Source organism: Streptomyces sp. NPDC046379 (genome assembly GCF_055587785.1).
Map to the genome: position 1 here is coordinate 91,198 of NZ_JBVJFP010000014.1, position 23,492 is coordinate 114,689.

At 74.6% G+C, this 23,492-nt stretch carries 17 protein-coding genes and 2 tRNA genes; 8 read left to right on the top strand and 11 right to left on the bottom strand.

Translation table 11 applies throughout. From position 1 onward, the window contains the following. Positions 1-128 precede the first annotated feature (128 nt). Positions 129-2,693: a CHAT domain-containing protein gene (locus tag ACZ6KF_RS23995; protein WP_469240381.1), complete on the top strand. Its 2,565-nt coding sequence runs from the start codon at positions 129-131 to the stop codon at positions 2,691-2,693. A 428-nt stretch (positions 2,694-3,121) separates the two neighbouring features. Here ACZ6KF_RS23995 and ACZ6KF_RS24000 read toward each other — a convergent pair whose 3' ends face one another. Next, positions 3,122-4,954 (bottom strand): LuxR family transcriptional regulator AbsR2, encoded by a 1,833-nt coding sequence (locus ACZ6KF_RS24000; RefSeq protein ID WP_469239974.1) that lies wholly within the window; start codon positions 4,952-4,954, stop codon positions 3,122-3,124. A 500-nt stretch (positions 4,955-5,454) separates the two neighbouring features. Here ACZ6KF_RS24000 and ACZ6KF_RS24005 point away from each other — a divergent pair, with 500 nt between their 5' ends. After that, positions 5,455-5,757 (top strand): SCO4225 family membrane protein, encoded by a 303-nt coding sequence (locus tag ACZ6KF_RS24005; protein WP_356631124.1) that lies wholly within the window; start codon positions 5,455-5,457, stop codon positions 5,755-5,757. 561 nt (positions 5,758-6,318) lie between these two features. On the opposite strand, the gene ACZ6KF_RS24010 is transcribed toward ACZ6KF_RS24005, so the two are convergent. Further along, on the bottom strand, positions 6,319-8,460 hold the full coding sequence (locus tag ACZ6KF_RS24010; protein WP_469239976.1) for a copper-translocating P-type ATPase: 2,142 nt from the start codon (positions 8,458-8,460) through the stop codon (positions 6,319-6,321). 179 nt (positions 8,461-8,639) lie between these two features. After that, positions 8,640-8,716 (bottom strand) — tRNA-Pro (locus ACZ6KF_RS24015). Between the two features lie 98 nt (positions 8,717-8,814). On the opposite strand from ACZ6KF_RS24015, the gene ACZ6KF_RS24020 reads away from it, so the two are divergent. Further along, positions 8,815-9,381 carry a DM13 domain-containing protein gene (locus ACZ6KF_RS24020; RefSeq protein ID WP_356631120.1) on the top strand — a complete coding sequence of 189 codons (567 nt, stop codon included), beginning with the start codon at positions 8,815-8,817 and terminating at the stop codon, positions 9,379-9,381. Positions 9,382-9,638: 257 nt separating this feature from the next. Beyond that, positions 9,639-10,838 (top strand): Gfo/Idh/MocA family protein, encoded by a 1,200-nt coding sequence (locus ACZ6KF_RS24025; RefSeq protein WP_469239979.1) that lies wholly within the window; start codon positions 9,639-9,641, stop codon positions 10,836-10,838. Positions 10,839-10,987: 149 nt separating this feature from the next. On the opposite strand, the gene ACZ6KF_RS24030 is transcribed toward ACZ6KF_RS24025, so the two are convergent. The 7 genes from ACZ6KF_RS24030 to ACZ6KF_RS24060 form a co-directional block, all read right to left on the bottom strand. Further along, complete coding sequence (locus ACZ6KF_RS24030) at positions 10,988-11,944, bottom strand: GNAT family N-acetyltransferase (RefSeq protein WP_356631116.1); 957 nt, start codon at positions 11,942-11,944, stop codon at positions 10,988-10,990. 121 nt (positions 11,945-12,065) lie between these two features. Then, on the bottom strand, positions 12,066-12,980 hold the full coding sequence (locus tag ACZ6KF_RS24035) for a sugar phosphate isomerase/epimerase family protein (RefSeq protein ID WP_356631114.1): 915 nt from the start codon (positions 12,978-12,980) through the stop codon (positions 12,066-12,068). A 267-nt stretch (positions 12,981-13,247) separates the two neighbouring features. Beyond that, complete coding sequence (locus ACZ6KF_RS24040) at positions 13,248-14,234, bottom strand: aldo/keto reductase (protein ID WP_356631112.1); 987 nt, start codon at positions 14,232-14,234, stop codon at positions 13,248-13,250. A 178-nt stretch (positions 14,235-14,412) separates the two neighbouring features. Continuing rightward, positions 14,413-15,444 carry a pectate lyase family protein gene (locus tag ACZ6KF_RS24045; protein WP_356631109.1) on the bottom strand — a complete coding sequence of 344 codons (1,032 nt, stop codon included), beginning with the start codon at positions 15,442-15,444 and terminating at the stop codon, positions 14,413-14,415. Between the two features lie 16 nt (positions 15,445-15,460). After that, on the bottom strand, positions 15,461-16,534 hold the full coding sequence (locus ACZ6KF_RS24050; protein ID WP_469159667.1) for a pectate lyase family protein: 1,074 nt from the start codon (positions 16,532-16,534) through the stop codon (positions 15,461-15,463). Between the two features lie 27 nt (positions 16,535-16,561). Next, positions 16,562-17,602 carry a pectate lyase family protein gene (locus tag ACZ6KF_RS24055; RefSeq protein WP_469239981.1) on the bottom strand — a complete coding sequence of 347 codons (1,041 nt, stop codon included), beginning with the start codon at positions 17,600-17,602 and terminating at the stop codon, positions 16,562-16,564. A 12-nt stretch (positions 17,603-17,614) separates the two neighbouring features. Next, positions 17,615-18,691 carry a pectate lyase family protein gene (locus ACZ6KF_RS24060; protein ID WP_356631103.1) on the bottom strand — a complete coding sequence of 359 codons (1,077 nt, stop codon included), beginning with the start codon at positions 18,689-18,691 and terminating at the stop codon, positions 17,615-17,617. A 430-nt stretch (positions 18,692-19,121) separates the two neighbouring features. Between ACZ6KF_RS24060 and ACZ6KF_RS24065 the strand changes: the two genes are divergently transcribed. Together ACZ6KF_RS24065 and ACZ6KF_RS24070 are read left to right on the top strand one after the other, a co-directional pair. Beyond that, on the top strand, positions 19,122-20,306 hold the full coding sequence (locus ACZ6KF_RS24065) for a Cmx/CmrA family chloramphenicol efflux MFS transporter (protein ID WP_469239983.1): 1,185 nt from the start codon (positions 19,122-19,124) through the stop codon (positions 20,304-20,306). A gap of 304 nt (positions 20,307-20,610) precedes the next feature. Continuing rightward, positions 20,611-21,852, top strand: a complete 1,242-nt coding sequence (locus ACZ6KF_RS24070) for an MFS transporter (protein ID WP_469239985.1) — start codon at positions 20,611-20,613, stop codon at positions 21,850-21,852. 70 nt (positions 21,853-21,922) lie between these two features. Here the strand turns inward: ACZ6KF_RS24070 and ACZ6KF_RS24075 are convergent. Continuing rightward, positions 21,923-21,996: transfer RNA gene (locus ACZ6KF_RS24075), tRNA-Pro, on the bottom strand. A 98-nt stretch (positions 21,997-22,094) separates the two neighbouring features. On the opposite strand from ACZ6KF_RS24075, the gene ACZ6KF_RS24080 reads away from it, so the two are divergent. Continuing rightward, positions 22,095-22,607 (top strand): DUF309 domain-containing protein, encoded by a 513-nt coding sequence (locus tag ACZ6KF_RS24080; protein ID WP_469239987.1) that lies wholly within the window; start codon positions 22,095-22,097, stop codon positions 22,605-22,607. Between the two features lie 49 nt (positions 22,608-22,656). Next, positions 22,657-23,436, top strand: coding sequence for a precorrin-6A synthase (deacetylating) (gene cobF, locus ACZ6KF_RS24085; protein WP_356631095.1), 780 nt, complete (start codon positions 22,657-22,659; stop codon positions 23,434-23,436). Positions 23,437-23,492: the final 56 nt, after the last annotated feature.

The window sequence follows — 23,492 nt, forward strand, 5'->3', positions numbered from 1 at the left end:
GCGAGGGTCGACAACTAGAGTCGGGGTCTCGGTGATTGATACAGAGCCGAACTGGTGTCGTGCGGTTCCGCGGCCCTAACATCCGAGGGGTGACAGCGGGAGACGACTCGGTTCTCGGACTGCTGCCGATGGTGTTCGCCGCTCCGAAGGAAGCGCTGGCCGGGGCCCAGCGGGTGCTCGGCGGCGATCCGCCGCCGCTGCACGCCTCGGTCGCCCATCAGGTGATCGGCATCTGGCAGCGGGACTGGGGCGACATGCGCATCGCCCTCCGTCACCTGCGCCGCGCCCGCGATCTCGCCGCCCGCGCCGAGTCCGCCGAGCGGGAGGCCGACGTGCTCGGCACGCTCGGGGTGGCGCTGGTGCACGCCGGCCGCACCCGGCAGGGGCTCGCGGCGTTCGAGCGGGGCGTGCGGAGCGGGCCGCGGCACACCCGCGCACGCGTGCTGTACCGGCGGGCCTACGTCTGGTGGGTGCTCGGCCGTCACCGGGAGGCGCTGGAGGACGTACGCCGGGCGATCCCCGTGCTGCGGCAGGCGGACGACGTGATCTGGACGGCACGGGCGCTGACGCTGCGGGCCACGGTGCACCTGGCCCTGGGCTCGGTGGACCGGGCGGACGCGGACTTCACGGCGGCCGAGGCGCTCTGGGACACCACCGGGCAGGAGCACGACAAGGCGGACGCGGTGGAGAGCCGGGGCCTGGCGGCGTTCCGGTCGGGCGACATCCCGGCGGCGCTGCGGCTGCTGGACGAGGCCGAGGAACGCTACGCCAAGCTGGGCACGCCGACGTTCATGCTCAACATCCGGCGCTGCGAGGTGCTGATGGCGGCCGGCCTGGCCCCGGAGGCGCTGGCCGAGGCGGACGCGGCGATCGGGGTGCTGGACCGGATCGGCGGTCAGTCGACGCGCAAGGCGGAGCTGCTGCTGGTCGCGGCCCGGGCGGCACGGCTGGCGGGCGACCCGCACACGGCGATCGCCCGCGCGGCGCTCGCGGTGCGGCTGTTCGGGGCGCAGCGGCGCACCTGGTGGGAGGCGCACGCCCGGCTGGTGCTGATCGAGGCGCGGGTGGCCACGGGCCGCCGCTCGGGGCGGCTGGTCGCGGACGCGGCGGCGGTGGCGGAGCGGCTGGCGTCCTTCGGCGCCCCGGCCGCCCCGGAGGCGTCGCTGCTCGCCGGCCGGATCGCGCTCGCGCTGCGGTGGACGCAGGACGCCGAGCGGCATCTGGCGGTCGCCGCGCGCAGCCGGCACAGCGGGCCGCCGCTGGCGCGGCTGACGGGCTGGGCGGCGCAGGCGCTGCGGGCGCGGGCGGCCGGTTCGGCGCGGGGCGTGCTGGAGGCGTGCCGGCGCGGACTGGACGTGCTCGACGACCACCGGATGACGCTGGGGGCGTCCGAGCTGCGGGCGCGCGCCACCGAGCAGGGCGCGGAGCTGGCCGCGCTCGCGCAGCAGGCGTCGCTCGCGGCCGGGCAGCCGCGGCGGCTGCTGGTGTGGAGCGAGCGCTGGCGGGCGACCGCGCTGTCCGCACCGCCCACCCGGCCGCCGGCCGATCCGCAGCTGCTGGGCCATCTGACCGCCTTCCGGGAGATCGCGGCCCGCGCGGAGGCCGCCCGGATGGAGGGGCGGCCGGTGCCGGCGCTGGAGCGGGAGCAGCGGCGGCTGGAGCGGGAGATCCGGTCGCGGACCCTGCACATGCGCGGCGACGCGCCCGGCGACGGGCACCGGTTCGACGTGGGCCGGCTGCTGGCGCGGCTCGGCGACACGCGGCTGGTGGAGCTGGCCGTGGTGGACGGGCGGGTGCATGTGCTGCTGTGCGCCGAGGGGCGGGTGCGGCGGTTCGAGGCGGGGCGGCTCGCGGAGGCGGAAGCCGAGGCCGAGTTCGTGCAGGCGGGGCTGCGGCGGCTGGCGCATCCGGGCGCCGAGGGCCGGCTGCCGCTGGTGGAGCTGGCGGGGCTGCGGCTGGAGGCGCTGCTGCTGGGCCCCGCCGCCGCGCACCTCGGGTCGGGCCCGGTCGTCGTGGTGCCGCCGGGCCGGCTGCACCGGGTGCCGTGGGCGCTGCTGCCGTCGCTGCGGGACCGGGTGCTGAGCGTGTCGCCGTCGGCGAACAGCTGGCTGCGCGCGCGGGAGACGGAGCCGCCGCCGGGGGGCCGGCAGGTCCTGGTGCGCGGGCCCGGGCTGGCGACGGGCGGCGCCGAGGTGCCGGAGGTCGCCGGCCGGTACGGCACGCCGACCGTCCTGGAGCACGACGAGGCGCGGGTCCCGCGGGTGCTGGAGGAGCTGGACGGGGCCGCGCTCGCGCACATCGCCGCGCACGGCACGTTCCGCGCGGACAGCCCGCTGTTCTCGTCGCTGCGGATGGCCGACGGGCCGCTGATCGTGCACGACTTCGAGCGGCTGGACCGCAGCCCGTACCGGATCATCCTGTCCAGCTGCGACACGGCCCGTCTCGCCGCGGTCGGCGCCGACGAGCTGCTGGGCCTGGTCACCGCGCTGCTGCCGCTGGGCACGGCCGGTGTGCTGGCGAGCAGCGCGCCGGTGAACGACGCGGCCGTGGTCCCGCTGATGCTCGCCCTGCACAAGGGCCTGAGCGCCGGTCTGTCGCTGGCCGAGGCACTGCGCGACGCCCGGGCCTCGCTGCCCGGCGACACGGTGCATCGGGCGACGGGGTGGGCGTTCACGGCGTTCGGCGCGGCCTGAACCGGGCGCGGAGCGGGAACGGCCTGAACCGGGCGCGAGGCGGGCGCGGGCCCGGAGCGGCCCGAACCGGGGCGGACCGGTGACGGGCGCGAACGACCTCAACGAGGCCGGGAGCGGGCGCGGTCCGAGCCGGGCCGGGGCGCGAGTGGCCCGCACCAGACCGGACACCAACGCCCCGAACCACGCCGGAACCCGCAGCGGCCCGCACCAGGCGACGCCCGCACCAGGCCCGGGCACCAGCAGCCCGCACAGACCGGACACCAACGCCCCGAACCACACCGGAACCCGCAGCGGCCCGCACCAGGCGACGCCCGCACCAGGCCGGGACCAGGCCGGGACCAGGCGTGGCTCGGACCAGGCTCGGATCGGGCACGGCCTGCACCGCGGGAGCCGGCGCGGTCCGGACCGGGACCGGACCCGGTCGTGGTTCAGGCAGGTCGTGTGTCGGGGAACTCCACCAGCCAGGGCAGGGAGGCCCGGTCGCCTGCGCCGAGGCGGGCGTAGGCGCTGTAGAGGTGGTTGCCGACGGTGCGGATGGACAGGGTCAGCCGCTCGGCGATCTGCCGGTTGCTCAGGCCCGCGGCGGCGAGGGTGACGATCTGCCGCTGGCGGGCGGTGAGTTCGCCGAGGACCAGTCCCGACAGGGCGGGCGTGCGGGCGGACTGGCAGCGCCGGGCCAGGGCGGCGGCGCGGGCGCGGGAGATGCCGGCGGCGCGCGGGTCGCGGTGGGCGCGCACCGCCTGGGCGTACGCCTCGGCGGCGAACAGCAGCAGGCCGCGCCGCTCCAGGTGTTCGGCGGCGCGGTCGAGGGCGGGCCCGTCACGGCGGGCCAGCGCGTCGGCGTGCTCGGCGAGGACCCCGTCCAGCGGGCCCGCGGCCCGGTGCGGCGCGCCGAGGCGTACGGCGTCGTACGCGCTGTCGTCGTCCACGGCCGCCAGCGCCGCGTCGAGGTCGCCGCGTACGGCGGCCTCCCACACGGCCGCCGCGCCCCGGTCCCGGCGGCCGGCCAGGGCCTCCCCGGCGGTGGCGGCGTCGCCGGACTGGGCGGCGGCCAGGGCCAGTTCATCGGCGCAGGCCGGGTCGCGCGGTGCGGTGGCCAGCCCCAGCCGTGCCCAGGCCGCCGCCTCCCTCAGCTGCCCGCGCAGCCGCGCGAAGCGGGCGCGCACCGCCGCGTACTCCGCGGGCAGCGGGGCGCCCTCGTCCGCTGCCCACTCCCCCGCCGGCGTGGGCAGCGGCCGTACGTCGGCCCGGTCCACGCGCGCGGCCAGCGCGGCGCGTTCGGCCTCCAGCGCGGCGGCGTACCGCTCCCGCGGGCCCGCCAGCCGCCGGGCCCGCAGCCTTCCGGCCACCGCCCGCAGCGCCGGGCCGTACAGGGGGTGGGCGAGCCGGGCGAGGCCGTGGTCGTCGACGTGGACGAGGCGGTCGTACTCGAGTTGTTCCAGGGCCCTCATGTCGAGCCGGTCGACGGGCAGCGGGAGCGGTTCGGCGAAGGCGAGCCGGTCGAGGGTCTCGCGTTCGGCCGCGTCGGGGCGGTCCAGGACCGGCGCGGTGCGCTCGCGCACGGTCGCGGTGAGGGGCAGCGGGCCGCGCCAGGCCCGCTCGCCGGTGCCGGCGACGGGGGCGAACTGCCCGCCCGCGCGCAACGCGCCGAGCAGTTCGCGCAGCAGCCGCAGATCGCCCTGGACCAGACGGTGCAGCCGCTTCTCCGTGAGCGGCTCCAGGGGCGTGCCCGCGCCCGCGGCGAGGAGCCGGGCGGTTCCGGCGGCGGGCAGGGGCTCCAGGACGAGCCGGGGCAGCAGCTCGCGGGTCCACAGCCGGGTGACCGCGCCGGGAGCGGGGACGCCGTCCGTGGCGGCGACGAGCAGGCGGGTGCGCCCGTGGAGGGCGAGCTGGTGGACCAGGGCGGCCGAGGAGTCGTCCAGCAGGTGCGCGTCGTCCACCACCAACTGCCGTACGCCGGACAGCAGCCGGAGAGCGCCGGGCAGGGTGACGTGCTCGGGCAGCACATGGGCGAAGGCGGCGAAGGGAAGGCTCCGGGTCTCGGGCGTGCCGGCGGCCCGGACGCAGTCGGCGCCGCGGACGGCCTCGTCGACCAGCCGCGTCTTGCCGCAGCCGGCGGGCCCGGTGACCACGATGCCGCCCCGCCCGGCGGACAACGCGCGGCGGACCAGCTCCAGTTCGTCCTCCCGGCCGGTGAACGGCCAGGGCGCATCGAGGGTCCTGGTGCCCGGTGCGCAGGTCGTCGGGTCAGCAGTCGTCACGTCAACAGGAGTCGGGCTGCTCACCCCTGATACACGCGGACTTGAGTAGCCCTCGACTCAGGCGGCCCCGGGTCGGCCGACGGCAGGCTGTGGGCATGCCCGGTCGCTACTGCTCCCTCGCGCCGGCGGCGGCCCGCGCCGTCGTCCCGGGGCTGACCGCCGAGCGGATCGGCGCGCCGGGACGACGGCGGCACCTTCGGCAGCGCCGCCGTCAGGGCCCGGCTCGTCAAGGGCCGCCGCTACTTCGTCCGTGTCCGCCCGTACTCCTCCTGGGGTCCGGGCGAGACCGCGGTGATGTGCTGGTGACGGCACCGCCCGCGCCCCACGGACGGCTGGACCGCCATCCGGCACCGGGGGAGCGGCCGGGGACGTCGTCTTCTGGGGGAGGACGACGTCTCCGGCCACGCCATGTGCCCGCCGGGTCTGCCCGGCGGGCACGGGGGTACTCCTGAGACGGACGCGGCCCGCGACCGGGGTCGCACCGGAAGGAGGCCTCTGTCATGGGCTTTGCGCACCGGCCGCCGGCCGGCGACGCCCGCCGGGACACCGCCCTGCTGGTCGCGGGCGGTTACGGAGCGGTGGTGCTGGGAGTCGCCGCCTGGGTCGGCATCCTGCGCGCGACCGGGGAGGCCGGGCTCGCCGGGGTGTGGCTGATCGCGGTGACGCTACCGGTGTCGGTTCCGCTGCTGGCGGTTCCGGTCCCGCAGGGCGCGTACGTCCCGCTGCTGGCCGCCGGGGGCCTGGCACAGGCCTGGGTGCTGTGGCGGGTGCTGCGGGGGCGGCGGGGGCGACGGACGGGCTGATCCCGGCCCACGGGCCCGGCCCTCACGAGCCCGGCCTCGAAGACCGCTCGGGCCCGCGAGGCCGGGCTCAGCCCCGTGGGCAGCACTCACTCCGGCGAGTCCCGCTCCCGCGCGCCGGGCCGGCCAGGGCGTCCGTCGTGCCCTCCGGGACGCCCGCACCGCCGGACGCCCGCCCTCCCGGGCGATCCCGGAGCGGGACTCGGACCAGTGGGCCGGCCCCAGCCCCACGGGCCGGCCCACTCCGGCGAGTCCCGCTCCCGCGCCGGGCCGGCCAGCGCCTCCACCGCCTCCCGGACCGCCCACACCGCCGGGCGGTCGCGATGCGGGGCCGGCCGGCGCGGACACGGACGGGGCGAGGTGCGTCACGTCGACGTGGCACACACCGGGGCGGGGGAAGAACCGCCGGGCCGCCGGGGGCAGGAGACACACGCCCTCGCCCCGTACCGCGAGCAGCAGCCCTTCCAGGTCCGGGACGACGGGGCCGTAGCGCGCTGCTCCGCGGCGAGGTCCCGCCGCACACCCACGCCGGCTGACGCGGCCGGAGCGGGAGGCCAGGGCGGGTCACTGTCCTTCGGGGCTGAGGTCGAGGCGGCGCAGGAGTTGCGCGTTGAGGGCGACGACGATGGTGGACGCGGACATGAGCAGCGCCCCGACGGCCGGGCCCAGGACGACGCCCGCCCAGGCGAGCGCGCCGGCGGCGAGCGGCAGGGTGAGGAGGTTGTAGCCCGCCGCCCAGGCCAGGTTCTGGATCATCTTGCGGTAGGAGGCGCGGGACAGGGCGATGACGGCGGCGACGCCCCGTACGTCGGAGGAGGCGAGGACGACGCCGGCCGACTCGATGGCGACGTCGGTGCCGGCGCCGATGGCGATGCCGACGTCCGCCCGGGCGAGGGCGGGGGCGTCGTTGACGCCGTCCCCGACCATGGCGACCGTGAAGCCGCGCTGCTGCAGGCCGGCGACGGCCGAGTCCTTGTCGGCGGGCAGCACCTCGGCGAACACCTCGTCCACGCCGGGCCGGAAGCCGAGCGCGGCGGCCACCCGGTCGGCGACGGCCTGCGCGTCGCCGGTGATCATGACGATCCGCAGACCGCGGTCCCGGAGCCGCGCGAGGAGCGGACGGGCCTCGTCGCGGACGGCGTCCTCGAGCGCGAACGCGGCCAGCGCCCGCGGGTGTTCCTGGTCGCCGAGGTCCAGCAGGTGCAGTACGGCGGCGCCGTCGGCCTCCCAGCGAAAGGTGGCGGCGAGGACGTCGTCGGGGATGTGCGCGCCGGTCTCGCGCAGCAGCCCCGGGCCGCCGACCGCGTAGAGCCGGCCGTCGACCACGGCCTGGACGCCCCGGCCGGCCAGCGGGCGGAAGGCGGTGGCCGCGGCGGGCGCTGCGGCGGCGGCCATGACGGCGCGGGCCAGCGGGTGTTCGCTGTCGGCCTCGACACCGGCCGCGATCGCGAGCACCCGCTCCTCGGGCAGCCCGGCCCCGGCCGCCGTGACCCGGCCGGTCAGCACGGGGGCGCCCTTGGTGAGGGTGCCGGTCTTGTCGAAGAGGACCGTGTCCACGGTCCGCATTCGTTCGAGGGCGAGGCGGTCCTTGACGAGGATGCCCGCCCGCGCGGCGATGGCCGTGGACAGGGCGACGACCAGCGGGATCGCCAGGCCCAGGGCGTGCGGGCAGGCGATGACCAGGACGGTGACCGTGCGGACGACGGCCTCCTCGGTCGAGCCGGCCGCCCACCATGCGGCGAAGGTGACGACGGCGGTGACGGAGGCGACGTAGAACAGCGCGCCCGCGAACCGGTCGGCCAGCACCTGGGCACGGCCCTTGGACCGCTGGGCGGCGGCGACGAGCCGGGTGATGCCGGCCAGCGCGGTGTTCTCGCCGACCGCCTCGACCCGCACCCGCAGCACCGAGTCGGTGGCGACGGTCCCGGCGACGACCCGGTCCCCCACGGACCGGGCGACCGGACGCGACTCCCCGGTGATCATGGATTCGTCGACCTCGGCACGGCCCTCGACGACCGTGCCGTCCGCCGGCACCCGGCCGCCGGGCCGCACCAGGACCTCGTCGCCGACGTCCAGCGCGGACACGGACACCTGGTGCGTGCCGCCGGGACCGATCAGCTCGGCGGTGTCCGGCAGGAGCGCGGCGAGCGCGGACAGCGCGCCCTGCGCCTGGCCGATGGCCTTGGTCTCCTGCCAGTGACCGAGCAGCATGATGGTGACGAGCGTCGCCAGCTCCCACCAGAAGTCGAGGTCGAACAGGCCGAGGGTGGTGGCCAGCGACGCCGTGTAGGCGACGACGACGGCCATGGAGATGAGCAGCATCATCCCCGGCGCCCGGCCGCGGATCTCGGCCACCGCGCCCGTCAGGAAGGGCAGCCCGCCGTAGAGGAAGACGGCGGTGCCGAGCACGGGCCCGACCAGGTCGGTGCCGGGCAGGGTGAGTTCGTAACCGAACCACTCCTGGAACATGGGGCTCGCCGCCACCAGGGGCAGCGCCAGAACCAGACAGACCCAGAAGCGCCGGCGGAAGACCTCCGGGTCGTGATGCCCGGCGTGCGCGTCGTGCTCGGGGTGCGGTGCGCCGTGGTGGTGCGCGTCGTGCTCCGCGCGCGGTGCGCCGTGGTCCTGGTGCGCGTCGTGCTCCGCGTGCCGTGCGCCGTGGTGATGGTGCGTGTGCGCCTGCCCGGCTCCCCTGCCCTCGGTCATGGGGCCAACTCCTCGCGTGGTACCGACTCCTGCCGGGCTCACGCTAGGAGCGGGCCGCCGCCGGGCCGGGCACTGCGCGCGCACGGAGGTTTCCCGAGGACGCACGGCGATACGGCGCCGGGGACGACGAAGGCCGCCCTCCCGTCTCCGGAAGAACGGCCTGCGACCTGCGATGAAGCTGGTCGGGACGACAGGATTTGAACCTGCGACCCCTTGACCCCCAGTCAAGTGCGCTACCAAGCTGCGCCACGTCCCGTCGCCGACCCGCGGTTTCCCGCGTGATCGTGCTGGCCAACCCTACCGCATGCGCGAGGGCGCTTTAATGGGAGGCACCGCGAACGGGAGGGGACGACGATGAGGCGCGTGTACGTGGGACTGGGGGCGGCCGTCGTACTGGCGGGGGCCGGCCTGTACTGGTTCAAGCCGTGGACGCTCTGGGTGGACGAGACGGTGCGGGAGGCGCTGCCGTCGGCGAGCGCTCCGGCGGCCTCGCCGAGCGCGCCCGGCACGGCCGAGCCCGGTGCGACGACGTCCGGCACCCCGGAGCCGGAGCCCACGGGTCCGGTCACCGTGGCGCGCGGCGAGCTGATCAGCCATGAGCACGAGACGTCCGGCGAGGTGAGCCTGCTGCGGCTGGCCGACGGCTCCCATGTGCTGCGGCTGTCGGACCTCGACACCAGCAACGGACCCGATCTGCGGGTGTGGCTGACGGACGCGCCGGTGAAGGAGGGCAGGGCGGGCTGGCACGTCTTCGACGACGGCTCGTACAAGGAGCTGGGCCGGCTCAAGGGCAACAAGGGCGACCAGAACTACGCGGTCCCGGCCGACGTGGACCCGGCCGCGTTCACCAGCATGAGCATCTGGTGCGACCGCTTCAACGTGTCGTTCGGGGCGGCGGAGCTGACCCGCGCCGAGGCCTGACCCGGCCGGGGGCGACGGGCGGCAGGGCTCCGGCGGGGCGCCACGGCGGCCGGGGCACTGCGCTGCCGAGGGATGACGGACCGGCACGTCACCCTCGCCGCACCGCCGCACCGCCGGCGGCCCTCGCGGTGCGCCCCGCCCGATCCGCGGCCGCCCGCCGGCCCGAGATCCGGGTGGTCTTGCCGGATTGACACCTTCCGGGGCGGGTTCGAGGGTGGGCGGGAGGTTCCGTCGCCGTCCGCAGAGGGGCTGCCGTGGTGAGTGATGCCGCCGCCGGGACGATCGGGGTCGCCGTCGTGGGCTTCGGCTGGATGGGCCGGGTGCACAGCCGGGCGTACGCCCGCCTTCCGCACCACTACCCCCGGCTGCCCCTGAAGGTCCGGCTGGTGGCGGTCGCCGACGAGGCGCCGGGCCGGGCCGAGGAGGCCGCCGCGCAGTTCGGGTTCGCCTCGGCGGTGCGCGACTGGCGCGAGGTGGCCGCCGACCCCGAGGTGCGGGCGGTCAGCGTCACCGCCCCGAACTTCCTGCACCGGGAGATCGGCGTCGCGATGGCCGAGGCCGGCAAGCACCTGTGGATCGAGAAACCGGTGGGCCTCACGGCCGGTGACGCCCGCACGGTCGCCGACGCGGTCGCGCGGGCGGGGGTGCAGGGCGCGGTCGGCTTCAACTACCGCAACGCGCCCGCGGTGGAGGCCGCGCGGGAGCTGATCGCGTCGGGCGCCATCGGGGCGGTCACGCACGTCCGCATCCGGCTGTTCAGCGACTACGCGGCGCATCCCGAGGCCGCGCTGACCTGGCGGTACGAGCGGGAGCGGGGCGGCAGCGGGGTACTGGGCGACCTCGCCTCGCACGGCGTGGACCTGGCCCGCTTCCTGGTGGGCGAGATCACGTCCGTGGCCGCCGACACGGCGGTCTTCGTCCCCGAGCGGATCCGCCCGGCGGGCGTCACCCTCGGCCACGAGCGAGCCGCGGGCGACGGGCCGGGCAGCATGACGGGCCCGGTGGAGAACGAGGACTACGTCGGCTGCCTGCTGCGCTTCGCCTCCGGCGCCCGGGGCGTCCTGGAGGCGTGCCGGGTCTCGGTCGGCGAGCAGAACGCCTACGGCTTCGAGGTGCACGGCGCCCGCGGCGCGGTCCTCTGGGACTTCCGTCGGATGAACGAGCTGTCCGTCAGCCGCGGCACGTCCTACCAGGACCAGCCGGTCGGCACGGTCCACGTCGGCCCGGGGCACGGGGAGTTCGCGGCCTTCCAGCCGGGCGCCGCCAACGCGATGGGCTACGACGACCTCAAGGTCGTCGAGGCGTACCGCTTCCTGCGCTCGATCGCCGAGTCCACTCCGTACGGGGCGACGCTCCCGGACGCCGTGCGCGCGGCGGTCGTACTGGAGGCGATGGCGCACTCGGCACGAAGCGGCGCGTGGGTCGACGTACCGGACGGCCGGGCGGGGTGCGAGTGAGGCCGGGACGCGTACCCGAGCAGCACGTGTGAGGGACAGCGACGCGCGCCCCGGCCTCTCCCAGTCCGCAATCTGGCACATGGGCGGCCGGCATGCCCGCCGGGTGCGGCCGGCCGGGGCACGGGTGCGTCCGGCCGGGCAGGAGGGCTTCAGGGGGCCGACAGGACCAGGCGGCGGGCGAAGTTGCGGTAGCCGAGCCGTTCGAAGGCGGCGGCCATCGGCCGGTTCGGCAGGTCGGTGTCGGCGCGGACGAGGCGGGCTCCCTCCTCCTGGGCGAGGAAGCGGGTGATCTCCGCGAGGAGGTCGTCCACGTAACCGTGGCCCCGGTGCCCGGGCAGCACCCCCAGATAGCCGACGACGTGCGCGGTCGGGCTGCTGGAGGGCAGGGCGAAGCCGACGGTGCGACCGTCGGGGGTCTCGGCGATCCGCCACCAGGAGCGGTCGCCGGACATGTCGTCCCGGTAGAAGGCGACGTCGGCACGGGCCTGCGCCTCGGCGCCGAGCCGCTCGGCCTCCGCGCGCGAGCCGGCGTCGAGGGTGCCCTCGAGCACCCGGCGGAACAGATCGACGAAGACCTCGTCGTCCGGCTCGGCCCGGAACCGCAGCCGCCGCGACGGCTCGGGCACCCCGCGGTCGGCCGTCCACTCGTAGCGCAGCCGCTCCAGCTCGGCGCTGAGGCCCACCCGCCGGGCCGCCTCCCGGCGCCAGGCCAGCTCGGCGACCGCGTCCGGCCGGTCCCGCCAGTCGGCGGGCAGCAGGACGTGGTAGTCGGGCGGCACGCCCTGCCCGGCTTCGGCGAACACCGCCTGACCGGCGGCGAGCAGCCGAGCGGCGACGTCCACGCGGTCACCGCCGACGTCGGGATCGACGTGGAGCGAGTCGAGCGCACCGGGCCGCCCGGCCCCCACGGGACCCCACCACAGGGCGATGGCGCACGGCCGCCCCTCGTCCTGCGCGACCCAGGCCCACTGCGCTCGGTAGTCGCCGCGGGCGAGCCCGGCCAGGAAGTCGTCGGCCCCGACCCAGACGCCGACCTGCCCGTCGGGCAGCAGCGGACGGACCTGCTCGGGATCGAGACCGGACTCGGCGAGGCTGCGGAAGATCAAGAGGGCTCCGGGTGCGGGGAGGGACGGTCGGTCGGCGGCGAGGGCGCCGGCGACAGCGTTCCACACCGGGCGCCTGGAGCGACACGCATTTCTTGAGCGGCCTTGCTTCGGGCGCCCTCGGTCAGGCGCCGCAGGAGCGCAGGAACCGCCGGGTGCGCACGGCGATCGGGAAGGGCTTGTCCGGCTCGCACGGGTACATGTCCTGCTCGACGATCGCGAACAGCTCGACGCCGAGCCGTTGTGCGGCCGTCAGGACGGGACCCAGCTCCGGGATGCCGGACGGCGGTTCGCACATCACCCCGCGCTGCACGGCCGGCCCGAAGGGTACGCCTCCGGCCACCACGTCGGCCAGGATCTCCGGGTCGACCTGCTTGAGGTGCAGATAGCCGATGCGCTCGCCGTAGGTCTCGATCAGCTTGACGCTGTCGCCGCCGCAGTAGGCGTAGTGACCGGTGTCCAGGCAGAGGCCGACCAGGTCGGCGTCGGTCGAGTCGAGGAAGCGTTCGACGTGGGCCTCGGTGTCGATGTGGGTGTCGGCGTGCGGGTGGACGACGATGTCGAGGCCGTACGTCTCCTTCACGCGGCGCGCGAGGCGTTCCGTGCCCCGCGTCAGGTGGTCCCACTGCTCGCCGGTCAGCTCCGGCGGTTCGAGGATCTCGGCGGTCCTGTCGTCGCGCCAGAAGGACGGGATGACGACGAGGTGACCTGCGCCCATGGCCCGGGTGAGCGCGGCGACGCGGCTGACGTGGTCCCAGGTGGCGTCCCAGACGGCGGGGCCGCGGTGCAGGCCGGTGAAGACCGTGCCGGCGGAGACCCGCAGGCCGCGCCGGCCGACCTCGTCGGCGAGCCGGGCCGGGTCGGTCGGCAGATAGCCGTAGGGGCCCAGCTCGATCCAGGAGTAGCCGGCCTCGGCCACCTCGTCGAGGAACCGCTGCCAGGGCACCTGGCGGGGGTCGTCGGGGAACCACACGCCCCAGGAGTCGGGCGCCGAGCCGATCCGGATGCGGTCCAGGACGGGGGCGGGGGCGTCTGCCATGTCGGGGTCCCTTCGTCGGTCTGCGTGGCCGGTCTGCGTCGCGGCGTCCGCGGCGGAGACCGGCCGGAGGGCGGTGCCGGCTCGGCGCCCGGTGACCCAATTCCTCCTGGCCGGCCGCCTCGCCGCGGGCGGCGCTCTCGACTCCATCCTGCCCCGGATACGGCGCGCCGAAGTGGTCGCCGGTGCCGCCGGCCCTACCGGCGTCTCCCCCACCGCCGTCGCCGGGACGCCGCTCACCCGGCCGGGTGTGCCGGGAAGGGCGGGGTCTCAGTGCGCCTCGTCCAGCCGGGTCCGCTGTTCCGGCGTGAGCTCCAGGTCCACGGCGGCGAGGTTCTCCTCCAGTTGCGCCACCGACGACGCCCCCGCGAGCGGAACGATCGGCAGCGGGCCGCCCGACTGCCAGGCCAGCACGACCTGGTTGACGGTCGCGCCGGTCTCCCGCGCGACCTCGCGCAGCACGGCCAGGCGGGCCGGGGTGCCGGGGTGGTCGTAGTCGGCGGGCAGCGGCTTGTCCTCGCGTACGTACGCCCCGGCGAGCAGCGGCGAGTAGGCGACCAGGGTGAGCGCGGGCTCGGCCCGCAGATAGCCGAGGAGTTCGGGGCCGGCGTGACCGAGGCTGCCGTCGGGGAAGAGGTCGCTGGGCATGTCGGTGCGCGGGCGCAGATGGCTGTGCTGGTACTGGAGCACCTCGTAGCCGGGCAGTCCGGCCGCGGCGGCCAGGGCGCGGGCCCGCTCGACCCGCCAGATCGCCTGGTTGCTGACGCCGAGCAGCCCGACCGTGCCCTCCGCGACGAGGGCGGCGAATCCCTCGACGGTCTCCTGCTGCGGCACGGTGGGGTCGTCGATGTGCGCGTAGAGCAGGTCGAGCTTCTCCACGCCGAGGCGTTCACGGCTGCGTTCGGCGGACTCCCGGATCACGCGGGCCGACAGGCCCTCCGGGTTGTCGGTGTAGCCGGTTCCGGGGGCGAGCGGCCGGGCGCCGAGCTTGGTGGCGATGACGACCTCGTCCCCGATGCCCCGGCTGCGCCGCCACCGGCCGAGCAGTTCCTCGCTCTGCCCGCCCTGGCCGCCGTCGACCCAGAAGGCGTAGTTGTCCGAGGTGTCGATGAAGTTGCCACCGGCCTCGACATAGCGGTCCAGTACGGCGAAGGAGGTCCGCTCGTCGGTCACCGAGCCGAAGAGCATGGCGCCCAGCGCGAGCACGCTGACCTCGCGGCGGTGGTGCGGATCCGTGCCGATGGTGCGGTACTTCATGGGTTTCCCTCCGGTGCGTGCCCGCCCGCGCGGACTGCGGGCTCGGGGTGCGGGCCGACGTGCTCGCGGATGCTGCGGGCACGCACCGGAGTCTTCATTCTGGAGCGCACTCCAAGTCAAGCGGGTCGGGTGCGCGGGCTCGGCGCGGTCCGGCGTGCGCGACCGGCGCGGCCGGGCTTCACAGCCCGATCGTGCCCGGTCCCGCGCCCCGCGTGACGGTGTCCTTGACGGTGCGGGGGTCGTCGACCGTGTAGTCGTAGTAGTCGGCCGGGTTCTCGACGCTGCCGCCGACGACCGGCTCGCCGACCTCCTCGCCGGTGAAGAGGTTGTTGCGCTCGACGATGCTGCCGTCCGGCCCCGAGTAGCTGTTGGTCATGGGCTCCTCGACCTCCTCGAAGTGGTTGCCCTCGATGAAGCAGCCGGAGTCCGCGTTGCAGGCCGGACCGGTGTCGCTGTTGTCGAAGAAGTAGTTGTTGTAGATGTGCACCGGGTCGCCGAACCGGGTGCGCGGATTGCGCTGCGGGGTGCGGTCGTACCAGTTGTGGTGGTACGTGACCTTCAACCGGCCGGTGTCCTGGGCGCCGTTGCTGTCGGAGTGGCCCAGCAGCATGTTCTTGGTGTGGTGGTGGGTGTGGTTCCAGGAGACGGTGATGTAGCTGGAGCCGCGCTTGATGTCGATGAGGCCGTCGTAGCCGGCGGACAGGTCGTTGTGGTCGATCCAGATGTGGTGGGAGAACATCTGGACGTTGATCGAGTCGTCGCTGGCGTTGCGGAACGTCAGGTTGCGGATGATGACGTTGTGCACGGCGTTGGCCGGGGGCGTGGTCACGTCGCTCACCGGGAGGCCGATGTTCAGACCGCCGCCGGAGATCCCGGAGGTGGCGCCGACGCCGACGATGGTCTTGTCGGAGGTCACGTCGTACATGCCGGCCGGGAGCTGGATCATGCCGTTGACGCGGACGATCCTCGGTCCGTCGGCGCGGATGGCGGCGATGAGGTCGGCCGCGGTGGACACGGTGACGGTGGGGCCGCCCGCGCCGCCCGTGGTGCCGTTCTGTCCCCAGGCGTTGACGCTCGCGAAGCCCGTGGGGGCGGACTCCGCGAGGACGGCGGAGGGCGCGGCGTCGGGCGCGGCGGGGGCGGTGGGAGCGGCGGCCGTGACGGCGAGGGTGGCGAGGGCCGCGAGGAAGAGGGTGCCTTTGCGGTTCATGTCGGTCTCCTGGATCTCAGGCGATCTTGCCGACGCCGACGCCGGCCGGGACGATGCTGGGGATGCTCGCGGCGGGGTCGGGGGTGTAGCCGTAGTACGTCCGGGGCTCCACGACCGTGCCGAGGGTCTGCGGCTGCCCGCAGTTGACGTACACGTTCCCGCGCTCCACGACCCGGCCGGGCCCGCTGTCGTCGTAGCCGGAGTAGATCGGGTGGGCGACGTTCTCGAAGTAGTTGGCCTCGACCAGCACGCCCGCGTCCTCGGTCGACGCCACTCCGTACAGCCGGTTGTTCCGGTAGAGGTTGTTGTAGACGTGCACGGGCTCGGCGAACCTGACGCGCGGGTGGCGCTGGTCGGTGCCGTCGAAGAAGTTGTGGTGGTACGTCACCCGGAGCTTGCCCCGGTCGGCGGTGTAACTGTCGTTGTGGCCGAGCAGGCAGGTCTTGCTGTGGTCGTGGAAGTGGTTCCAGGACACGGTGACGTAGTCCGACTCCCGCTTGATGTCGAGCAGTCCGTCGTAGCCGAGCGAGAAGTCGCAGTGGTCGATCCAGACGTGGTGCGCGCGGTTGGTGACGCTGATCGAGTCGTCCGAGGCGTCGGTGAACCGGATGTTGCGGATGATCACGTTGTTTCCGGGCCGGGTGGTCGTGCCCAGCTGGAGCCCGCCGCCGGTGATCTCCGCGGTGGACCCCACGCCGAGTATCGACTTGTCGGCGACGACGGTGATCATTCCGTCGAACGCGATGCGCCCTTGGATCAGCAGCACGTACGGGGAGTTCCGGCCGGCGTAGTCGCGCAGTTGTGCGGCGGTGGTGACGGTGACCGTGGGCCCGGCGACGCCGCCGGTGGTGCCGGTGAGGCCGAGCGCGCCGACGCCGGCGAACCCGTCGGCCGACTGCGCGGCGAGGGCTGCGAGGCGGGCGGGGTCGGCAGGGGCGACGGCGCGGGCGGGGGCGGCGCCGGTGGCGAGGAGGGCGGCGGACGCCGCGGTGGCGGCGGTGCCGGCGAGCAGGCCGCGCCGGGAGATGCCGGGGCCGTGAGGGGTGTGGGGCATGTGGGGGAGGTGGGGGGTGTGGGGGGAGTCGGTCATGATTCAGGCGCTCCTCGGAGGCTGTTCTCAGATGCGGCCGACGCCGACGCCGGCCGGGACGATGGTGGGGATGCTCGACACCGGGTCGAGGGTGTAGCCGTAGTAGGTCCGCGGCTCCACGACCGTGCCGAGGGTCTGCGGCTGCCCGCAGTTGACGTACGCGTTCCCGCGCTCCACGACCCGGCCGGGCCCGCTCGCGTCGTAGCCGGAGTAGATCGGGTGGGCGACGTTCTCGAAGTAGTTGCCCTCGACCAGCACGCCCGCGTCCTCGGTCGACGCCACCCCGTACAGCCGGTTGTTCCGGAAGTAGTTGTTGTAGACGTGCACGGGCTCCGCGAACCGCACGCGGGGATGGCGCTGGTCGGTGCCGTCGAAGAAGTTGTGGTGGAAGGTGACCCGCAGAGTGCCGCGGTCCTGGCTGCCGTTGGCGTCCGAGTGGCCGATCAGCATCGTCTTGCTGTGGTCGTGGAAGTGGTTCCACGACACGGTGACGTAGTCCGCGCCGCGCACGATGTCGATCAGGCCGTCCGCGCCCGAGCTGAACTCGCAGTGGTCGATCCAGATGTGGTGCGAGGACTGCTGGATGCTGATGGAGTCGTCCTCGGCGTCGGTGAAGCGCAGGTTGCGGATGATGACGTTGTGGCGGCGGTAGAGGTCCAGGCCGCCTCCGGTGATCTCCGCGTCGTCGCCCAGACCGATGATGGTCTTGTTGGAGCGGACGCCCTGTTTGCTGGTGATGCGCATGGTGCCCGAGACCTGGATGACGTACGGCTCGTTGCGGTCGCAGTAGTCCAGGAAGGCGTCGGCGTCGGTGACGGTGACGACCGGGGCGCCGGCACCGCCGGTGGTGCCGGTGAGGCCGAGCGCGCCGACGCCGGCGAACCCGTCGGCGGTCTGTGCGGCGAGGGCGGCGGTGCGCGACGCCGGTCGGGTGGCGGCGCGGGCGGGGGCGGCGCCGGTGGCGAGGAGGGCGGCGGACGCCGCGGTGCCGGCGAGCAGGCCGCGCCGGGAGATGCGGTGGGCGTGGCGGGTGTCGGGGACGTGGGGCCGGTGGGGGGTGTCGGTCATGATCCGGGCTCCTCAGATCTTCCCGACGCCGGCGCCGGCCGGGACGACGGTCGGGACCTCGGCCGCGCGGTGCGGCGTGTACGAGTAGTAGGTCCGCGGCTCGACGACCGAACCCCGCGTCTCGATGGCGTGGTTGCAGTCGACGAGAACGTTGTCACGCTGGACCAGTCGGCCCAGATCGCCGCTGAAGTCCACGCGGGCGGGGTTGTTGACGCTGTAGAAGTAGTTGCCTTCCAGCACCACCCCCGCGTCCATGGCCGAGGCGACGCCGTAACTGTTGTCCCGGTAGTAGTTGTTGTAGACGTGCACGGGCTCGGCGAACCGGACGCGCGGGTTGCGCTGATCGGAGGCGTCGAAATAGTTGTGGTGGTACGTGACCCTCAGTCGGCCCCGGTCCTGGGCCGCGTTGTCGTCGTCGTGACCGAGCAACAGGGTCTTGTCATGGTCGTGAAAGCGGTTCCACGACACGGTGACGAAATCCGAGCCGCGCTTGATGTCGACGGCGCCGTCGTCGCCGTTGGAGAAGTCGTTGTGGTCGATCCAGATGTGGTGGGAGAACATCTGGATATTGATCAGGTCGTCCGTGGCTCCGTCGATCGACAGATTGCGGATGATGATGTTGTGCACGGCGTTGGCGGGCGGCGAGGTGACCCGGTCGTCCACCGGGAGGCCGATGGTGAGCCCGCCGCCGGTGAGCCGTGCGTCGGCGCCCAGACCGATGACGGTCTTGTCGGAGGCCACGGGGTGCATGCCGTCGGAGGTGCCGACGGGGAGCGTGATGGTGCCGCTGACCTGCACGATCAGAGGTTCCGGGCGGGAGATGTAGTCCAGGAACCGGGCGGCGGTCGTGGCGGTGACGACCGCTCCGCCGGCACCGCCCGTGGTGCCGTTCTGCCCGAGGGCGCCGACCCCGGCGAACCCGTCCGCCACGGCGAGGGCGCCGGGCGCGGGCCCGGCGGCCGCGACCGGGGCGGGCCCGGCCCCGAGCAGCGCGCCGGCCAGTGCGGCGACGGCGGCGAACGCGGTGGCGGCGCGCCGGACGGGCCTTCTGCGGGATAACCGCGGTGGGGATGACGGGATGAGTGCCATGAATGCCCCTTTCGCTGTTTCGCGATGGATGCGCCTCATTACACGGCAAGCGCTTTCCATGGAAAGTAGGTTCATTGTCCGGACCACGTCAATCAGCGGGACGTGACAAAAGCTCAACAAATACACTCAGAAACAAACACGAAATACGGCGTTTCAGGGCCTCCGAGCCCCCGCCCGATCGACCGAGCACAGGCGCGATCCGGCCACCGGCCGTCGCGGCACGGGCGCCGGTTCGGGTAGCGTGCCGGCCATGTCGAGCCCCGAGTCGGACAGGGCGGGGGCTTTCGGTCACGCGCCGTCAGCCCCCTGAGCCACTGAAGTTTCGGCGTTGCCGCCCCGCCGTGTCGCGGGGCCGCGCAAGTGCGCCCGCGGGGCCGACCGCGGTGACGAGACGCCCTTCCCGCGTTTCTCCTCGCCCCGGAGCCACTCGATGCCTCTCCCGCTGTACCTGCTCGCCATGGCCGTCTTCGCCATGGGCACCTCGGAGTTCATGCTCGCCGGCCTCCTGCCGGACATCGCCTCGGATCTCGACGTCACGGTCGGCACGGCAGGCATGCTCACCCCGGCCTTCGCGCTCGGCATGATCGTCGGCGCACCCTTGGCAGCCGCGCTCGCCCGCGGCTGGCCCAGGCGCACCGGCCTGCTCGGATTCGTCGTCACGTTCGCGGCGGCGCACGCCGTGGGCGCCCTCACCACGAGCTTCCCCGTGCTGTTCGCCGCCCGGATCGTCGCCGCGCTCGCCAACGCCGGGTTCCTCGCCGTCGCCCTGACGGCGGCCGCCGCACTGGTCCCGCCCGACAGGAAGGGGCGCGCGCTGGCCGTACTGCTGTCCGGCACGACGGCGGCCACCATCGCCGGTGTCCCCGGCGGCTCGGTCCTCGGCACGCTGCTCGGCTGGCGGGCCACGTTCTGGGTGGTCGCCGCCCTCTGCCTGCCCGCGGCGCTCGGCATCCTGAAGGGGATCGCGGCCGGACCGGCCCAGGAGGGGACGACCACAGGACCGACCTTGCGGGCGGAGCTCGCCCGGCTCGCCGGCCCGAGACTGCTCCAGGTCATGGCGCTCGGCGCGCTGGTGAACGCGGCGACGTTCGCGAGCTTCACCTTCCTGGCCCCCGTCGTGACCGACGACGCCGGGCTGGACGAGTGGTGGATCTCCGTCGTCCTGGTCCTCTTCGGCGCCGGATCCCTCACCGGCGTCACCGTCGCCGGCCGGCTGTCCGACCGGCGTCCCGGTCCGGTGATCGCGGCCGGCGGCCCGCTCCTGCTCGCCGGCTGGCCCGCCCTGGCACTGCTGGCCGACGCACCGCCGGCCCTGTTCACCCTGGTGTTCGTACAGGGCGCGCTGTCGTTCGCGCTCGGCAGCACCCTGATCACACGGGTCCTCTACGAGGCGGCGGGCGCACCCACCATGGCAGGCTCGTACGCGACGGCGGCACTCAACGTCGGCGCCGCCGTCGGCCCCCTCGTCGCCGCGTCCACGCTCGACACTCCGGCCGGGAGCCTCGGTCCCCTGTGGGCGAGCGGCGCCCTCGTCGCCGCGGCGCTGCTCGTCGCGGTGCCCTTCCGCGCGGTGCTCACGACGACGGGGCGAGGGGCCGAGGAGACGCTCATGTGACGCCGGTCGTCGCAGCCCTGGGCACCGGCGCCTCGCAGGCAGTGCCGTATCCGTTCCTCCTGCGGCGCACCGCGTCCACGCCCGGCCCCGCGTCGTCCGCGGGGCCGGGCAGGTGCGCGACGGCGGTGGCGGGACAGGGGAGGCCGTGATCCGCCCCGCACCGGCCGCTCAGCCGATGCGGATCGGACCGGACCGGACCCAGGGCCGCCGACACACGCCGCGGCCACCGGGGGGTCCGGGCCGACCGCTACAATGACCGCGTCGGCCTTCGGCGCCCCAACGGGTGCGTCCGGAGGCTTTTTTCATGCCCTCCCACACCTCCGCGTCCAGCGCACACCCCGCCACCACCTACCGCGACCTGCTCCGCAACCATGAATTCGCCGGTCTGTACGCCAGTTTGATCCTGACGGTCACCGCGAGCACCTTGTCCGGCTTCGCGCTCGGCACGCTGGTCGGCCGTGAGACCCGGTCGCCGTTCCTGACGGCCGTGAGCATGTACGGCGCCGCGTTCGCGACGGTACTCGGTGCGCTGACACTGATGTCGGTCGCCGACGGAAGCCGCCCGCGCCGGACCCTCGTCGCGCTCCAGTGCCTCTCGCTCGTGGGTGTCGCCGCACAGGCGGTTCCGGGGCTGCCGCTCGCCGCGCGGTTCGGTCTGCTCCTCGTGCCGGGCTTCTTCCAGTCCCTGGCGACCGGAACACGGATGGGACTGATCGCCGAGGTGGTGCCGGCCTCCGCGTACGCACTGGCGCGTTCGCTGATGAACATCACCTCGGGCGGCACGGCCGTCCTCGGCTACGCCGTCGGAGCCGTCCTGCTGCGGTACATGAGCCCACAGGAGATCTTCGTCGCCGCGGCAGCCCTGACCGGCGCCGGATCGACCGTCGTGGCGGTGACCGTCCGGGAGCACTCGATCCGTCCGGCCCGTCGCCCCGGACTGCGCCGGACCTGGACGACGAACGTCGCGCTCTTCTCCCACTCCGGCCAACGCGCCCTGCTGCTGAACCTGTGGGTCCCCAACGGCCTGATCGTCGGCTGCGAGGCCCTGTTCATCTCCTACGCCCCCGACCAGGCCGGCGCCTTCCTGGCCGCGGGATCGGCAGGCATGCTCCTCGGTGACCTGGTCGTCGGACGGCTGCTCACCGCCGAGCAGCGACGCCGCCACGCGTTCGCCCTGCGACTGCTGCTCGCGATCCCCTACCTGCTGTTCGCCCTCCACCCGCCCGCGCCACTGGCGGCAGCCGCGGTGTTCGTCGCCGGCGCCGGGTTCGCCGCCACCCTCCCACTCCAGGAGCAGCTTCTCGAGCTGACCCCCGACCCGGTCCGTGGCCAGGTCCAGGGAGTCGAATCGGCGGGCCGGATGACATGGCAGGGCCTCGGAGCCGCGCTCGCGGGCGGCGCCGCCCAGCACCTGACCCCCGGCACGGCCATCAGCGCCGTGGCCGCGATCTCCGTCGCGGTCACCGTCTTCTCCCGGCCGTATGTGGTCCGCGCCCGAGCCGTCGCCGTGGAGACGGCCGGCCCCGCGGACGACCCGCATCTGTAGCCGTGGGCGCGTACGACGGGGCCGATCCCGGACGACTCCGAAACCGGCCCTGATCTGCGACTCTCACAAGTCGGGACGACAGGATTTGAACCTGCGACCCCTTGACCCCCAGTCAAGTGCGCTACCAAGCTGCGCCACGTCCCGATGCGCGCCGCCCGTGCGATCACGGGGACGCGCGGACAGAACTTTACCGCACCTCCCCCGTGGAGCCGAAGCCGTGGCCGGGCGGGACAATCGGGGGCATGGGTGGATCGGAAGGACTCGGCGGCGCACGGGACCGGGACGACGAAGGGCGGGCGCGCAGCGCGCGGCCCCGGGACGGGCTCGGGCGGCCGCTGCCGTACGGGGCCGACGGGGTGGAGCGGCAGCCCGAGGGGGTCGCACGGACGCCGGAGGACACCGTCGCCGAGGCGCAGACGCTGCTGGACGCCGGGAAGCCGTTCCACGCGCACGAGGTGTTCGAGGACGCCTGGAAGTCGGGGCCGGCCGAGGAGCGGGGCCTGTGGCGCGGCCTCGCCCAGCTCGCCGTCGGGCTCACCCACGCGGCACGCGGCAACGTCACCGGCGGGGCGCGGCTGCTGCGGCGCGGGGCGGGCGCGGTCGAGGAGTGGGCGGACGTCACCGGGCGGGGGCGGCCGTACGGGCTGGATCTCGCGGGGCTGGGCTGCTGGGCCCGCGACCTGGCGGGCGTCGTGGAGGGCGAGGGGCGTGCGGTGGACGCGCGGGAGCACGCGCCGCGGCTGCTCGGAGCGTGATCGTCCGGGCGGTGGAGGCACTGTCGGTGGGGTGCGGCAGACTCTGGGCGTGCGAAAGATTCATGTCATCGGTATCGGCGCGGGCGACCCCGAGCAGCTGACCCTCCAGGCGGTCCGGGCGCTGCGGGACACGGACGTGTTCTTCCTGCTGGACAAGGGCGAGGTCAAGTCGGACCTCACCCGGTTGCGCCGGGACATGCTCGACGCGCACATACCCGGGGGGACGTACCGGGTGGTCGAGGCGCGCGACCCGGAGCGCGACCGTTCGGCGGGCGGCGCTGCCTACTCGCCGGCGGTCGGCGACTGGCGCAGCGCCCGCGCCGACATCTACGAGCGGCTGATCGTCGAGGAACTGGGCGAACAGGAGCGCGGCGCGTTCCTGGTGTGGGGCGACCCCGCGCTGTACGACAGCACGCTCGGCATCCTGGAGGAGGTCCGCGGGCGCGGCAGGGTGGACTTCACGTACGACGTGGTCCCCGGCATCAGCAGTGTCTCCGCGCTGGTCGCCCGTCATCGCACGGGGCTGAACCGGGTCGCCCGGCCGGTGCAGATCACCACGGGACGGCGGCTCGCGGAGGGTTTCCCGGAGGGGGTGGACGACGTGGTGGTGATGCTCGACGCCCACCAGACCTTCCTGCGGTACGCCGACCAGGACATCGACATCTACTGGGGCGCCTACATCGGCACGCCGGACGAGATCCTCGTCTCGGGTCCGATAGCCGAGGCGGCGCCCCGGATCGAGCGGGTGCGCGCGGAGGCACGGGAGCGGAAGGGGTGGATCATGGACACCTATCTGCTGCGGCGGAAGCCGGAGGGCGGTTCTCGCTAGGGGCGGACCGGCGGCGAGTGCGCGGAACCCGTCGCGCCGGGTCCGCTCGCCTCGCC

Bases quoted from the DNA above. Each gene is read 5' to 3' on its own strand.
- ACZ6KF_RS24060 (WP_356631103.1), bottom strand. From the start codon at position 18,691: ATGGCACTCATCCCGTCATCCCCACCGCGGTTATCCCGCAGAAGGCCC.
- ACZ6KF_RS24045 (WP_356631109.1), bottom strand. From the start codon at position 15,444: ATGAACCGCAAAGGCACCCTCTTCCTCGCGGCCCTCGCCACCCTCGCC.
- ACZ6KF_RS24065 (WP_469239983.1), top strand. From the start codon at position 19,122: ATGCCTCTCCCGCTGTACCTGCTCGCCATGGCCGTCTTCGCCATGGGC.
- ACZ6KF_RS24035 (WP_356631114.1), bottom strand. From the start codon at position 12,980: ATGGCAGACGCCCCCGCCCCCGTCCTGGACCGCATCCGGATCGGCTCG.
- ACZ6KF_RS24070 (WP_469239985.1), top strand. From the start codon at position 20,611: ATGCCCTCCCACACCTCCGCGTCCAGCGCACACCCCGCCACCACCTAC.
- ACZ6KF_RS24005 (WP_356631124.1), top strand. From the start codon at position 5,455: ATGGGCTTTGCGCACCGGCCGCCGGCCGGCGACGCCCGCCGGGACACC.
- ACZ6KF_RS24080 (WP_469239987.1), top strand. From the start codon at position 22,095: ATGGGTGGATCGGAAGGACTCGGCGGCGCACGGGACCGGGACGACGAA.
- ACZ6KF_RS24010 (WP_469239976.1), bottom strand. From the start codon at position 8,460: ATGACCGAGGGCAGGGGAGCCGGGCAGGCGCACACGCACCATCACCAC.
- ACZ6KF_RS23995 (WP_469240381.1), top strand. From the start codon at position 129: ATGGTGTTCGCCGCTCCGAAGGAAGCGCTGGCCGGGGCCCAGCGGGTG.
- ACZ6KF_RS24040 (WP_356631112.1), bottom strand. From the start codon at position 14,234: ATGAAGTACCGCACCATCGGCACGGATCCGCACCACCGCCGCGAGGTC.
- ACZ6KF_RS24055 (WP_469239981.1), bottom strand. From the start codon at position 17,602: ATGACCGACACCCCCCACCGGCCCCACGTCCCCGACACCCGCCACGCC.
- ACZ6KF_RS24050 (WP_469159667.1), bottom strand. From the start codon at position 16,534: ATGACCGACTCCCCCCACACCCCCCACCTCCCCCACATGCCCCACACC.
- ACZ6KF_RS24020 (WP_356631120.1), top strand. From the start codon at position 8,815: ATGAGGCGCGTGTACGTGGGACTGGGGGCGGCCGTCGTACTGGCGGGG.